Origin of the sequence: Clostridium bornimense, from assembly GCF_000577895.1 — a bacterium.
Taxonomy (GTDB): Bacteria; Bacillota; Clostridia; order Clostridiales; family Clostridiaceae; genus Clostridium_AN; species Clostridium_AN bornimense.
Map to the genome: position 1 here is coordinate 956,754 of NZ_HG917868.1, position 13,777 is coordinate 970,530.

The following is a 13,777-nucleotide window of genomic DNA, read 5'->3' on the forward strand; positions in this document are numbered from 1 at the left end:
AAGACAGTGTAATTATATGGTTATTGACATATGCTCAAAATGATTTATAATTTATATTATAATAGACGAAAGGGGAAATATAAATGAAAATTGCGGTAACATATAATGATGGAGAAATTTTTCAACATTTTGGTCATTCTAATCAATTTAAAATTTATAATGTAATAGATAATAAAATTTTAGATGAAGAAGTTGTAAATACTAATGGAAGTGGTCATGGAGAGTTAGTTACATTTTTAGCTAAGAATGATGTTAGCACATTAATTTGTGGCGGTATTGGAGGAGGTGCAAAGGCAGCTCTTGAGGAATCAGGAATTAAGTTATATGGCGGAGTAAAGGGAAATGCTGATAAAGCAGTTAAAGCGTTGTTATCTGAAAAACTTGATTTTAATCCGGATGTAAGTTGTAGCCATCATGATGAAGAACATAAAAATGATGGTCATGTATGTGGCGAGCATGGTTGTGGTAATCATAGTTGTTAATTGATGAGGTGTACTTAATATGGTAAGACCAACGAAGCTGAGGAGGATAGAGTGTGAGCCGGTGGTTTCTCATTTTATTCCATCAGAAAAAGGTATAGAAAAACTAGAAGAAAATATTTTATTACTAGAAGAGTTAGAAGCAATTAGATTAAAAGATCTAGAAGGATTTGAACAATATCAATGTGCTGAAAAAATGGAGGTTTCAAGACCAACATTTCAAAGAATTTTATTATCAGCAAGAGAGAAGATTGCCGATAGTATAATTAATGGGAAAGCAATTCATATACAAGGAGGCAACTATACAAAAAATATATGTAATGTTAAATGTAACTTTTGCAATCATAAGTGGAATGAGAGTTTTGAAAACTTACAGCAAATAAAAGATGGAGAATATACCTGTCCAACATGTAAGTCTACAAAGATTAGTTGTCTAAAGCAATGTAAAAATAAATTTTGCAGTAAATGTTCAAAAATTAATCTGTAAAATATGTCACGTGGAATTTTATTTTAAAAATAAGATCTACGTGACATATTTTTTCTTGACTTAGAGTTAACTCCAAGTGCTACAGTATATATAGTAAAAGAAAACAATACTTTTATGAAGGGAGATGAGTAGCTTGACTATTACAGAGGTCAGTGAAAAATTTGGATTAACAGCAGATACATTGCGGTATTATGAGAGAATTGGTTTACTTCCAAAGGTTAATCGGAATAAAAGTGGAAATCGTGATTATACTGAAGAAGATTGTAATTGGATAAGTTTTATTAAATGTATGAGAAGTGCAGGACTTTCTATTGAAGTACTTATTGAGTATGTTGCTTTGTTTCAAAAGGGCGAGGAAACAATTCACCTAAGAAAGGAATTGTTAATAGAACAAAGGAAACAACTTGCTGATAAAATTGAAGAAATGCAAAATACATTAGCATATCTTGATAAAAAAATCTATGGTTATGAAGATAAATTATTAAAATGTGAGTCTAAGCTTAAAAAATTTTAATGATAATAGATTAAAAGGCTATTATACAATAATTTAACTAAATATTGTGTAATAGCCTCTTTATTTTATGTATTTTTATCATATTAGCACCTGTTCTAGATAAGTAGTGGTGAATTATGAAATAAGTTTACTTTATATGTGGTAAAAAGTGGTATAATATTAATATAATAAAATATTTTGATTAAAAATTTGTTAATAGGACAGTAATAAAAATAGTAACTTGTAGGTAATATAGGTGGTGAAATAGTAGCGGTGAATATTATTGACTTTCTTCATGATAGCTATCAGGAAGGTTTAAGAAATTTGGCACAAGTTCAAAGTGAAACTTATGAAGAAGCTATAGAAAAATACAGAGATTCATTTATTTCAGAAATGATATTAATGAGAAGAAAGGATAATGATATAAAAAGTATAAATAAAAAAACTAGTAAGGTAATAGAGTTTATAAATGATATTCCAATAGGAGAAATTGAAGAATTTTTTAATAAGGTTTTATCAGTATATATAATGTGGATTGATTCTAAAGGTAAAGAAGCTTTAAAAAATTTTGAAGAAATATTAGATAGTATAAATTATAAGCAGTTTAAATATGATTTAAGTAATAATATATTATTTAGAGGAAGACAATGTGAATCTATATTAACTCCTTTTGACATGTTTCATATACCTTTTAATAAAAGGTATTTAATTGGAAATCAAAGATATAGTTTAACAGGACAGCCATTATTATATCTAGGATTTTCAGTATTAGATATATTAGCTGAGTTAGATAATAATTATTATGACTATAGAAATATAAAATTGTGTGCATATAAAATGAAGGTAGGATTTAATGTATTAGATTTAAGAAATAGCTTCTACGAATATTTTCAAGAAGATCCACTAGAAAATATTCTTGTTAATGGTGACGATAGTTTTCCGTTGGGATATAATAATATCAAAGAGAAGTTTTTTAAGTTTATACTATCATCAATTTGTACTTTTGAAAAACGTCAGGAGCATAGAAAGTTCTCATTTTGTGAAGAATATGTATTACCACAAATGTTAGCTCAAATAGCAAAAGAAAATAACTTTAATGGTATAATTTATTGTTCTACTAAATTGAAAAATAAAGATAATGACAGGTTACATAAAAGTGCATATAAAGATAACGTAGCAATATTTACAAACTTTTGTAGAAATCATGTTTATGATAGTGAGTTATATAGCAAGTTTAAAATTTCTAATCCTATAAGTCAAAATCATATAAAGATTATAACTATAGATCAGGTAAAAGAATTGTGTGACTCCATAAAGGTATTAGATGAAGATCAAAATTATCGTGATTATTATTTACTTGGAGAAAAGCTAGATTATGATTTTTCAGATATAACTATAGACGATAAAAAATATTTTGAAATCAGTGTGGGTCAAATGCATATATATTTGGTATATAATATTCTTATAGACATTAGAAATGAGTGTATTATTAAAGGGAGGGAACGCCATGAATTTAGTAATTAAAGATATTATTGGTTCTAAAGTTGCTTCAGAGAATGAACAAGGCGATTTAATTTTTGATGAAATAGCCACTAGCCTTGATAAAAGTGAAGCAGAAATTTTGTTAGATTTTTCTGGATTGAAACTTATTACTACAGCTTTCCTTAATAATGCAATAGGGAAGCTTTACAAGAATTATGGAAAAGAAAAATTAAATAATAGGTTAAAAATAAAAAATATAACTGATAAAGGTGATGTAGAATTGCTAAAGTTAGTTATATTAAATGCAATGGAAGCAGCATAAATGTTAATATTTTAATAAGTTTAAGGAAATAACTATATATCAGTTATTTCCTTTTGTTATAATCAATATAACTAAAAAAAGGTAATTGGGGGCTAAAAATATGAGTAAATTAGAGGAAATTTTAGAATTTAATAAAAATTTTGTAGAAAATAAAGAATATGAGAAATATGAAACATCTAAAAATCCTAAGAAAAAGATGGTAATTTTATCTTGCATGGATACTAGACTTACAGATTTACTTCCAAGAGCGTTAAATATAAAAAATGGTGATGCAAAATTAATAAAGAATGCAGGAGCTGCTATAATGCATCCTTTTGGAAGTATTATGAGAAGTATAATTGTTGCTGTGTATGAGTTTAATGCAGATGAAGTTTTTGTTGTTGGTCATAGTGGATGTGGGATGTGTAATTTAAATACTGAAGGACTATTACAAAAGGTAAAGGATAGAGGAATTTCAGAAGAGACTCTAAATACTCTTGCTAACGGGGGAATTGATGTTAAAGGATGGCTTCATGGATTTGATTCAGTAGAAAAATCTATTGAAGATAGTGTGAATATGATAAAAAATCATCCATTAATGCCAGAAGGTGTTGCTATTCATGGGCTTATTATTGATCCTGCAACAGGTAAACTTGATGTACATATAAATGGATATGAAAAATAATTATTTATTTCGAATTACATCACATATATTTCATTAATGATATAATAATCTTGAAAGAATTTTATTCTAGGAGGGGAGAACAGATGATAAATAAAAATGTTGAATTTTTACGTTCTTTAATGAATGAAAGAGGAATAGATGCATATATAATTCCAACATCAGACTTTCATGAATCAGAATATGTTGGAGATTATTTTAGGGCAAGAAAATTTATTTCTGGATTCACAGGTTCAGCAGGTATTGTTGTAATTACAAAAGATATTGCAGGCCTTTGGACTGATGGAAGATACTTTATTCAAGCAGCTAATGAGATAAAAGGAAGTTGTTTTAAGCTATTCCCAATGGGTGAGGAAGGAGTTCCAACAGTTAAAGAATTCTTAGCAGATAACGTTAAAGAAAATGGTTGCATTGGTTTTGATGGTCGTGTAATGAATACTAAATCTGTTGTAGATATTAAAGAAGCTCTTGAAGGAAAAAATATTAATATAAAACATCAGGAAGACTTAGTAGATTTAATATGGAATGATCGTCCTGAAATTTCAAAGAAACCGGCATTTTTACTTCCTGTTAAATATTCAGGTAAAGAAGCTATAGATAAGTTAAAAGATTTACGTAAAGTTATGGAAGCAAAGAATGCTGATATACATATACTAACTTCCTTAGATGATATTGCATGGCTTTTCAATATTCGTGGAAATGATATAGAGTGCAATCCGGTGGTGTTATCTTATGCAATAATTACTAAAGAAGATGCTACACTATATGTAGATAAAGCTGTACTTAATGATGAAATTGTTAAGTATTTAGCTTCAGCTAAAGTTACAATTAAAGATTACAATGATATATATGAAGATGTTAAAAATATAAGTTCTGATGCAACGGTATTATTAGATACTAATAAGGTAAATTATACGTTAACTGAAACTTTACCAAAAGGGATTACCATTGTTGATGAGATGAATCCAACTACCTTTGCTAAAGCTATAAAAAATTCAGTGGAAATTGAAAATTTAAGAAAATCACATATAAAAGATGGCGTAGCTTTTACTAAATTTATGTATTGGTTAAAAACTAACATTGGAAAGATAAAAATAACTGAGATATCTGCTAGTGATTATCTTGAAAATTGTAGGAGAGCTCAGGATGGATTTATAGAATTAAGTTTTCCAACCATTGCTGGATATAAGGCTAATGCAGCAATGATGCATTATTCAGCTACAGAAGAGACAGCAGCGGAGTTAAAAGAAGAAGGTCTTTTCCTTGTTGATTCAGGAGGACAATACTTTGAAGGAACTACAGATATTACACGTACCATGGCATTAGGACCAATAAGTGATGAAGAAAAGTTACATTTTACAACAGTAACTCGTAGTATGCTTAATCTTGCAAATGCAAAATTCCTTTATGGTTGTAGAGGTATGAATTTAGATATACTTGCAAGAGGTCCACTTTGGGAGTTAGGAATAGACTATAAATGTGGCACAGGTCATGGAGTAGGATTTTTACTAAATGTACATGAAGCTCCTAATGGATTTAGATGGAAAGTAGTACCAGAACGTAATGACAGTTGCATTTTAGAAGAAGGTATGGTAACTACTGATGAACCAGGAGTATATATAGAAGGTAGCCATGGTATACGTATTGAAAATGAGTTAGTATGTAGAAAAGCAGAAAAGAATGAATATGGTCAATTCATGGATTTCGAAACTATAACATATGCACCAATAGATTTGGATGCTATTGATCCGACGCTAATGTCAAAAAGAGAAATAAAAATGTTAAATGATTATCATGCTATGGTATATGAAAAACTTTCTCCATACATGACAGAAGAAGAAAACATTTGGCTAAAGAAATATACAAGAAGTATATAATTAGCTATAAAAAATAGTTAGGTTCTATCGATATATATAATAGAACAAACTCTTTTTCGCAAATTTAAAGTACATTTATTAACTGCTGTAAGACTGATTAGTTTTACAGCAGTTTTTCTATTTAGAAGTGAGAGAAATATATAAATTATACTTATGTAATAATAAGGAATTATAAGAAAAAAATATATAATTTCATAAAATAAAAAGAATTGAATAAAAAAAAATAAAATATTAATGGTAAAAAGACAACAAACGACAAACTTTTTAGATTGTATATGATATCATTTTAAAGAAGTTAAGTGACAATTCAATTATAATTAAAGGACAAGTTATATAATGATAGTCACCGAATTGTATTTTATTTATAATACACTTCAATCTATACATTAATATATAGGTATAATGGTATAAAGGGAGTAACGTTTATAGATAGAGACTAATATTATAGATTAATAAGAAGTGTATGTATAAGAGTTGTTTTCATGATAGAAATTGAATTTTATTGTGAAAATAACTCTATTTTTTTATCAATTGTTGAAAAGACAAAAAAAATACTGCCAAATGATTTTGCATATTATTATAACCTAGTAAAAGTGCTTTTTTTCAATATTAATATTTTTATTATTTTATAAATTATAGGTAGAAAAATAGTATAGAATTCAAAAAAAGATAGAAAAATGATGTAAGAAAATTTTGATTTAATCTATTATTGTCGAAGTTATTGTACTAAAAAATAAAACTATTAAAATGTATTATATAAAGGATTAAATTAGGGGGAAATTTAATGGGTACAATAATAGGGATTGATTTAGGAACTACTACCTCTGAAATCGCTTATGTTAAAGATGGAAAACCAGAAGTAATAATTAATGAGTTAGGAGGCAGAATAACTCCATCAGTAGTAGGACTAACTGATGAAAATGAAATTATAATCGGTAATACAGCTAAAGGTCAGGCAGCCTTGAAGCCGGATAGAACCGTAATGGAAGTAAAAAGGATTATGGGTACTGATAAAATGGTTACCCTAGGAGACAGTGTAGTAACACCAGAAGAAATATCAGCGATGATTTTGAAAGAACTAAAGAGATATGCTGAAAATTACATCGGAGAAGATGTAAAAGAGGCTGTTATAACAGTACCTGCAAACTTTAATGATTTACAACGTCAAGCTACAAAGATTGCAGGAGAATTAGCGGGGCTAAAAATAGAAAGGATTATCAATGAACCGACAGCTGCTGCTATTGCATATAGTGTTGATAATCTAGATAAAGAAGAAAAAATTATAGTATATGACTTAGGCGGAGGGACTTTTGATATAACTATACTTAATTTATTAAATGGAAATTTAGATATTAAGACAAGTAGAGGAAATAATAAATTAGGTGGCAAGGATTTTGATGAAAGACTTGTAAATTATATTTTAAAAAGATTCCATGACGATAATGGTATTGATTTAAGTAAAAATCGTATAGCTATGGCTAGAATAAAAGAAGAAGCTGAACGAGCGAAAATGGATTTGTCTGATATGAGTTTTACAGAAATAGAAATACCATTTATAGCAACAGATGATAAAAATAATCCACTGGAAATTAATTTAAAAATATCTCGTGAAGAGTTTGAAGAATTGATAAAAGATTTAATAGATGTTACAGAAGCAGAAGTAGATAAAGCTCTTGAAGTTGCAGGATATAGTGAAGAAGATATTGATACAGTTATAGCAGTAGGTGGATCTACAAGAATACCTTGTGTAAGAGAATTACTAAAAAATAAGTTTGGAAATAAGTTAAAAGGCGGTATAAATGTCGATGAAGCGGTAGCTATGGGGGCAGCTATCCAAGGTGCCATACATAAAAACGATCCAAATTTAAGTTCAGTAAAGATTATGGATATATGTATGTATACGTTAGGTACAAGTGTAGGAAAAGAGACAGTTGATCATATTATAATGAAAGATAGTAAGTTACCTTGTACAGAAAATAAAATATATAATACTTCTATTGATAATCAAAAGTCTATGGTAATTGAAGTATATCAAGGTGATGGAAATTTAAAAAGTGAGAATACTAAAATTGGAGAATTTAAGATAGAAGGTATTCCAGAAGCTCCAGCTGGAGAAGAAGAAGTAGAAGTAGCATTTACATATAATATTGATGGAATTTTAGAAGTCACTGCAGAAATTATAAGCAGTGGAGAATCTATAGTGGGTATTATTGATACAATGGGAGTTAATGCTAAGCCTATAGAATATAGTGAAGATCTAGGAAAGTGGAGTTCTTCAAGGCTTAGTAGTAAGTCTAAAACTATAATAGAAATGGCAGAAAAAAAGATTCATCATTTAGATAGTGATAATAAAATAAAAGTAGTTAAAGTAATAGAATCATTAAAGAGAGCAATTATCGATGATGATGAATTTTTAGTTGATAAATACGATGAAGAACTGACAGACCTTCTTTTTGAAATTTGTTAATAAATTTAATTTAATTGATATTTAAAATAAAAACAACAGCGTTAATTAGCTGTTGTTTTTATTTTTTTCTACATTTTTCTATAAAAATCTATTACAATTTTATATAAATACTGGAAAAATATAAATAAATATGCTATAATTTGTTGTAATATAGATAAAACAGGTGTATTTACATATACATACAAAAAAAGTTGGGAGTGGATGCTATGGCTACTAATGAAAAAGATGATATCAATATTCATATAGGAGAAGAGTTAGAATTATTTCCAATAAAGAAATTGACTATGGAAGATAAAAAATTAGATGATTTATATGGACCTTTTGTTGATATGGAAGAAAAAATGAAAAATATTGAAAAAGCTAATAAGAAGAATACTCTAATTATGGATACAATAAAAACAGAATTAGATGAAAAAAATAAGAAAATTAGAGAATTAGAATCTACTATTAGAGGCTACGCTGAAAGAGAAGATAAGTTAGTTAAAAAGGTAATTAAAATTTTAGATCAAATTGACTATATAGATAATTTTGCTAATACTGCAAAAGATGAAGCGCTTATGAATAATATTAAGACTATGAAAAAGCTAATAAGAAAAGAGTTAAGAGAAGTAGGTATAGAGGAAATTCCTACTGTTGGTGAAATATATAACCAGGATCTTCATCAATGTGTTGACGCAGTAGAAGATGATACAAAGACTAAATATGAAATTGTAGATGTTATTAAAAAAGGGTATTTAATGGACGGAAAAGTAAAGAGAGCAGCATCAGTAATTGCTGTAAAATAGATGATTTTAGTTATAAGGAGTAGAAAATGGGGAGAGTAATAGGAATAGATTTAGGGACAACAACCTCTGAAATTGCTTATATAAAGAATGGTAAGCCAGAGATAATAGTGAATAGATTTGGTTCTAGAATTACTCCATCTGTAGTTGGACTTACAGATGATAATGAGTTAATCGTCGGAGAAAAGGCGAAAGGCCAAGCTATATTAAAACCAGATAGAACAGTAATGGAAGTTAAAAGACTTATGGGAACAAATCAAAGAGTTTCTTTAGGTGGAAAGAATTTATTACCACAAGAGATATCAGCTATGATTTTGAAAGACTTAAAAAAATCAGCTGAAGATTATTTAGGAGAAGAAGTAACAGAGGCAGTAATCACTGTACCATCAAACTTTACAGATCTTCAACGTCAAGCTACTAAGTCTGCAGGAAGAAAAGCAGGATTAAAAATTGAAAGAATAATAAATGAACCTACAGCGGCGGCATTAGCTTATGGTATTAATAATCTAAATACCGAAGAAAATGTATTAGTCTATGATTTAGGTGGCGGAACTTTTGATGTTACTGTTTTAGAATTATTTGATGGAATATTAGATATAAAAGCAAGTAGAGGAAATAATAAATTAGGTGGAAAAGATTTTGATGATAGAATCATCGAATATGTAGTTAAAAAATTTAAAGATCGTCATGGGATAAATTTAAGAGAAAATAAAAAAGCTATGGCAAGAGTAAAGGATGCAGCTGAGAAGGCTAAGATAGAACTGACAACAATGAAGAATACAAATATAGAAGTTCCATTTATAACAGTAGATAAAGATAATAAGCCTTTAGCGATTAAAATGAGACTTACTAGAGAAATGTTTGAAAAGCTTATTTGTGACTTGGTAAAAAGCACAGAGAGAGAAATTGATGATGCTATGCATGCTGCAGGTTTTAAACCAGAAGATATAAGTACGGTTATAGCTGTAGGAGGGTCAAGTAAAATTCCTTGTGTTAGAAAATTACTTGTATCAAAATTTGGAGACAAAATAAGAGATGAAGTAAATCCAGATGAAGCGATAGCTTTAGGTGCAGCTATTCAGGCAGGAATAAAAAATGATGAAATAAGTTCTAAGAAAAGTGTTGTTATAACTGATGCTTGTAGATATACACTTGGTACAAGTATTGTTATAAATGGTGAAGATAGAGTACTAGAAGGAATATATGATCCAATAATTATGAGAGATAGTAAGATTCCATGTACTGTTAAGAAAAATTATTTTACTGTAGAAAAAAATCAGACACGAATGACTATAGATGTTTATCAAGGTGATGAAAAGAAGGCTGATGAAAATATAAGTATCGGTGAATTTGTTTTAGATGGAATACCGCCAAGACCAGCAGGAGAAGAAGAGATAGAAGTATCATTTACTTATGATCTTAATGGAATATTAAAGATAACTGCGAAAGTATTAAGTAATGGCAAGTGCATAGAAGGAATTATTGATACAACAAAATTAGTTAGAGAAGAGCAGTTATCTGAAGAAGAATTAGAAAAATGGTCAACATGTAGACTAGCTTATAAAGGTAGAGATGTCATAGAACTTGGTGAAAAGAAGTTAGATTCACTAAATGGCGAATTAAAGCTAAAAGTAAAAGTGATTTTAGATAATATTAAAAGAGCTATTATATCAGATAATGAATCATTGATACAAAAATATGATAATGAATTGACAGATTTACTTTTTAATATTGTATAGAGTAATAAACTTAGTTTTTAGGAGAGATGTATGAGTAGTTTAATAGAACTTTCAAATAAATATTATAATGACTCATTGAAACTTGTTCAGGATAATAAGATTTCAACTGCTATTAAAAATCTAGAAAAAGCTCTTAAATATTATTGTAGAGATGTTGATACTCTTAATCTTATGGGATTGTGTAAGTATAAACTTTGTGATTTTGCAGGGGCATGCTTTTATTGGCATAAAAGTTTAGAGTATAGGCCAGACAATAATAGAGCTCAGCATTATCTAGATATATTAGAAGGAAAAGAATTTAAAGAAATATTAGAAATATATAATAAAGGCATAAGCAATTATAATAAGGGAAACTATGAAGAGTCTATAAAAATAATAAAAGATATTAATAAAAAAAATGAAGAATGGATTGAACCATATATAATACTTGGATTATCTTATTATAATATTAATGACTATTCTTGTGCAAAAAGATATATAGAAGAAGGAATAAATAAGGATATAGGAAATAATAAATACTTATCGTATCTTTTAAAGTTTAAGAATAATAAAAAACAAAATGCTATTTTTAATAAAAAAAGTATTATGTTATATGCAACTATGGGACTAGCTATTATAGCTATGACTTTAATAGCTGGTAAAAATTATAGAAGCTATAATACTACAATAAATCAATTAGATTCTTATAAAAATAGAACTGCTGTACTTGAAAAACAATTGGAAGAAAGTAAGTCAGCATATGATAAACTTGCTCTTGATATAAGTAATATTAGTAGTGAGAAAAAAGAAAATGTTGAATCTACAGAAACTATTGATAATGAGGCAGAGGTATTTAATATAGCTATAGATAAATTTAAAGAAGAAAATTATAGTGAGGCTATTGAGAAGTTAAATTATTTATGCAGTAAGGGAAAAGAAGAAATATATGTTGCAGAGGGTACGTATTATTTAGCTGTTTCTCTAGAAAAAACAGGAGATTACGAAGGTGCATATAATTGGTATAAAAATTATATAGATAAGTTCCCAAATAAAAATTATTATGACGATTCATTATATAACTGTGGATTAATGCTTTATAATGAAGGGAAAATTGATGAGAGTAAAGAAATGTTTGCTAAACTAATAAATGAGGCACCAAATAGTATTTTTGTGAATAGCAGAGTTTCAGAAATATTAAATAATTAATTCTACAAGAGAGGAGAAAAATATGAGAGATTTATATGGCATTCTTAAAGTCAGCCCTGAAGCAGGAGATATGGAAATAAAAAAAGCATATGTTAATATGGTAAGAAATTATCCACCGGAAAAAGCTCCCGAAGAGTTTAAGGAGATAAGAAAAGCTTATGAAACATTGACTAATCCAGTTGCTAGGAAAGAATATGATGCGTTTTTAAAACATGGTAAGGAGATAAAAAGATATAATGAAGCTGGAATGAAAGCTTTAGAAAATCAAAATTTTAAAAAAGCTATTAACGAATTTAGTAAGATATTAGCTATAGAACCTAAATTAATATCTGCTAAAAATTATTTAGGGGTAGCATTTCTTTACGATGGACAGTATGAAAAGGCTCTATTACAATTTCAAGAGCTTGTACAATTAGAACCGAAGAACGCAGAATTTCAAGAGAATTTAGGAGAAGCCTATAAAAATACATCTCAATATGATAAGGCAGAAGAACATTTTCTTAAAGCTTATGAAATTGATCCTCTAAATGATAATAGGGTATTTGAGATAATAGGATTTTATAAAGATAATAAAATGTATAATAGGGCATCATCTTTTCTTAAGAAATCTATAATAAGAAATAAAAGTAGCCAATTTGATATATTACCATATTACATAGAACTTGTAAGAATATACGTGACAGATAAAAATAAAGATGAAATAAAGAATACTATGGATATGATTGAGAGAAATATATCTAATGATAAAAAGAGCAGAGATTATATGTCTACTAAGTTAGGAGAAATAATATATAAATTATATGATGATAAAGAATATGAATTAGTGGAGATTATAGCTAAAAGAACCTTATGGTTAAATCCTAATGATTCTAAAATTAAAGATATATATAATAAGTCTAAGAATAAGAATCAGGCTAATAAGAAGAAAGCAATTAAATCTTCAAAAATATCAAAAGTTGGCTGGATTCCAATTATCATATCATCTATTATTGGATTAATTATAATATTTGCATTAATAATTTTTATTGTTGGTTATAATTAATTAAAAATTGAGAACACTATATTTATATTACGTCGAGTTAGGGGTAAGAAGGTATGGTGAGAAATAACAGAAAATTTTTAATTATAGTATCTATATTTATGTTGATATCTCTTAATACAAAGATAGTTAAGGGATATGAAAATATAGATGTAGATATGATAGAAAAATATAAAAAATATAATACTTATGTTAATGGAAGATATGGGTTTTCAATAGAATATCCTTCTGAGTTAATTCCGCAAGAAGAGCCAACAAATAATGATGGGATTTATTTTAGTAATATAGATAATACAGTAGAGCTTATAGCATGGGGAAGTAATAATACAGAAGGAAGTAGTGCTGAAAGTCTTTATAAGCATGATATGTTATATGTACCAAGAGATAATCATATTACATGGTGCAATGATTATGCGTATAACTTAACATGGCATGATGAGAAATATATATATCATAAGTATTCGGTAGTTGGAAAAGGGTCTATAAATACTTTTACATTTAAATCACCGATAGAGAATAGAGAACTTTATGAATACGTTATTGAAAGATTAGACAGATCTTTTAAGGCACCTTTAGTACATCAATGTTGTTAATTGCATAATAATTACTGGTAAATATTTTTAATAAGAAATTTAAAATAATTTAAAAAATATTTATCTCATGACAAGTTACGACAAAATTTTCACAAAAGTTATGGTATTATATATCTGAAAAGAGAAGTTTGAAGAGTCATGATCTATTTGAAGTAGCTTCAAATTAGTAAT

13 protein-coding genes are annotated in these 13,777 nt (G+C 27.8%); all 13 read left to right on the plus strand.

What is annotated here, in order from left to right:
* The first annotated feature begins 83 nt into the window (after positions 1-83).
* The 13 genes from CM240_RS04235 (at position 84) to CM240_RS04295 (ending at position 13,606) form a co-directional block, all read left to right on the plus strand.
* On the plus strand, positions 84-482 hold the full coding sequence (locus tag CM240_RS04235) for a NifB/NifX family molybdenum-iron cluster-binding protein (protein ID WP_044036796.1): 399 nt from the start codon (positions 84-86) through the stop codon (positions 480-482).
* A 19-nt stretch (positions 483-501) separates the two neighbouring features.
* Entirely contained in the window at positions 502-966 is a 465-nt protein-coding gene (locus CM240_RS04240) for a DUF134 domain-containing protein (RefSeq protein WP_044036799.1), read from the plus strand.
* A gap of 133 nt (positions 967-1,099) precedes the next feature.
* A complete protein-coding gene (locus tag CM240_RS04245) occupies positions 1,100-1,480 on the plus strand; it encodes a MerR family transcriptional regulator (protein ID WP_044036801.1) in 381 nt (126 codons plus the stop codon).
* 252 nt (positions 1,481-1,732) lie between these two features.
* Positions 1,733-2,983, plus strand: a complete 1,251-nt coding sequence (locus CM240_RS04250) for a hypothetical protein (protein WP_044036803.1) — start codon at positions 1,733-1,735, stop codon at positions 2,981-2,983.
* Entirely contained in the window at positions 2,967-3,263 is a 297-nt protein-coding gene (locus CM240_RS04255) for an STAS-like domain-containing protein (RefSeq protein WP_044036805.1), read from the plus strand. Before CM240_RS04250 ends, CM240_RS04255 begins: the two co-directional genes overlap by 17 nt.
* 100 nt (positions 3,264-3,363) lie before the next feature.
* Positions 3,364-3,927 (plus strand): beta-class carbonic anhydrase, encoded by a 564-nt coding sequence (locus CM240_RS04260; RefSeq protein ID WP_044036807.1) that lies wholly within the window; start codon positions 3,364-3,366, stop codon positions 3,925-3,927.
* Positions 3,928-4,010: 83 nt separating this feature from the next.
* Entirely contained in the window at positions 4,011-5,801 is a 1,791-nt protein-coding gene (locus CM240_RS04265) for an aminopeptidase P family protein (RefSeq protein ID WP_044036809.1), read from the plus strand.
* A gap of 784 nt (positions 5,802-6,585) precedes the next feature.
* Positions 6,586-8,268 carry an Hsp70 family protein gene (locus CM240_RS04270; RefSeq protein WP_044036810.1) on the plus strand — a complete coding sequence of 561 codons (1,683 nt, stop codon included), beginning with the start codon at positions 6,586-6,588 and terminating at the stop codon, positions 8,266-8,268.
* A 206-nt stretch (positions 8,269-8,474) separates the two neighbouring features.
* Complete coding sequence (locus CM240_RS04275; protein ID WP_051483681.1) at positions 8,475-9,053, plus strand: nucleotide exchange factor GrpE; 579 nt, start codon at positions 8,475-8,477, stop codon at positions 9,051-9,053.
* A 26-nt stretch (positions 9,054-9,079) separates the two neighbouring features.
* The gene (locus CM240_RS04280; protein WP_044036812.1) at positions 9,080-10,789 is read left to right on the plus strand and encodes an Hsp70 family protein; all 1,710 of its coding nucleotides are present in this window, start codon (positions 9,080-9,082) and stop codon (positions 10,787-10,789) included.
* A gap of 30 nt (positions 10,790-10,819) precedes the next feature.
* Entirely contained in the window at positions 10,820-11,974 is a 1,155-nt protein-coding gene (locus tag CM240_RS04285) for a tetratricopeptide repeat protein (protein ID WP_044036814.1), read from the plus strand.
* A gap of 22 nt (positions 11,975-11,996) precedes the next feature.
* Positions 11,997-13,016, plus strand: coding sequence for a J domain-containing protein (locus CM240_RS04290; RefSeq protein ID WP_051483682.1), 1,020 nt, complete (start codon positions 11,997-11,999; stop codon positions 13,014-13,016).
* Between the two features lie 53 nt (positions 13,017-13,069).
* Positions 13,070-13,606 carry a hypothetical protein gene (locus tag CM240_RS04295; RefSeq protein WP_044036816.1) on the plus strand — a complete coding sequence of 179 codons (537 nt, stop codon included), beginning with the start codon at positions 13,070-13,072 and terminating at the stop codon, positions 13,604-13,606.
* Positions 13,607-13,777 lie beyond the last annotated feature (171 nt).

Excerpts from the sequence above, each read along its gene's own strand:
- CM240_RS04275 (WP_051483681.1), top strand. The coding sequence starts at position 8,475 with ATGGCTACTAATGAAAAAGATGATATCAATATTCATATAGGAGAAGAG.
- CM240_RS04280 (WP_044036812.1), top strand. The coding sequence starts at position 9,080 with ATGGGGAGAGTAATAGGAATAGATTTAGGGACAACAACCTCTGAAATT.
- CM240_RS04285 (WP_044036814.1), top strand. The coding sequence starts at position 10,820 with ATGAGTAGTTTAATAGAACTTTCAAATAAATATTATAATGACTCATTG.
- CM240_RS04255 (WP_044036805.1), top strand. The coding sequence starts at position 2,967 with ATGAATTTAGTAATTAAAGATATTATTGGTTCTAAAGTTGCTTCAGAG.
- CM240_RS04290 (WP_051483682.1), top strand. The coding sequence starts at position 11,997 with ATGAGAGATTTATATGGCATTCTTAAAGTCAGCCCTGAAGCAGGAGAT.
- CM240_RS04265 (WP_044036809.1), top strand. The coding sequence starts at position 4,011 with ATGATAAATAAAAATGTTGAATTTTTACGTTCTTTAATGAATGAAAGA.
- CM240_RS04270 (WP_044036810.1), top strand. The coding sequence starts at position 6,586 with ATGGGTACAATAATAGGGATTGATTTAGGAACTACTACCTCTGAAATC.
- CM240_RS04260 (WP_044036807.1), top strand. The coding sequence starts at position 3,364 with ATGAGTAAATTAGAGGAAATTTTAGAATTTAATAAAAATTTTGTAGAA.
- CM240_RS04240 (WP_044036799.1), top strand. The coding sequence starts at position 502 with ATGGTAAGACCAACGAAGCTGAGGAGGATAGAGTGTGAGCCGGTGGTT.
- CM240_RS04295 (WP_044036816.1), top strand. The coding sequence starts at position 13,070 with ATGGTGAGAAATAACAGAAAATTTTTAATTATAGTATCTATATTTATG.
- CM240_RS04235 (WP_044036796.1), top strand. The coding sequence starts at position 84 with ATGAAAATTGCGGTAACATATAATGATGGAGAAATTTTTCAACATTTT.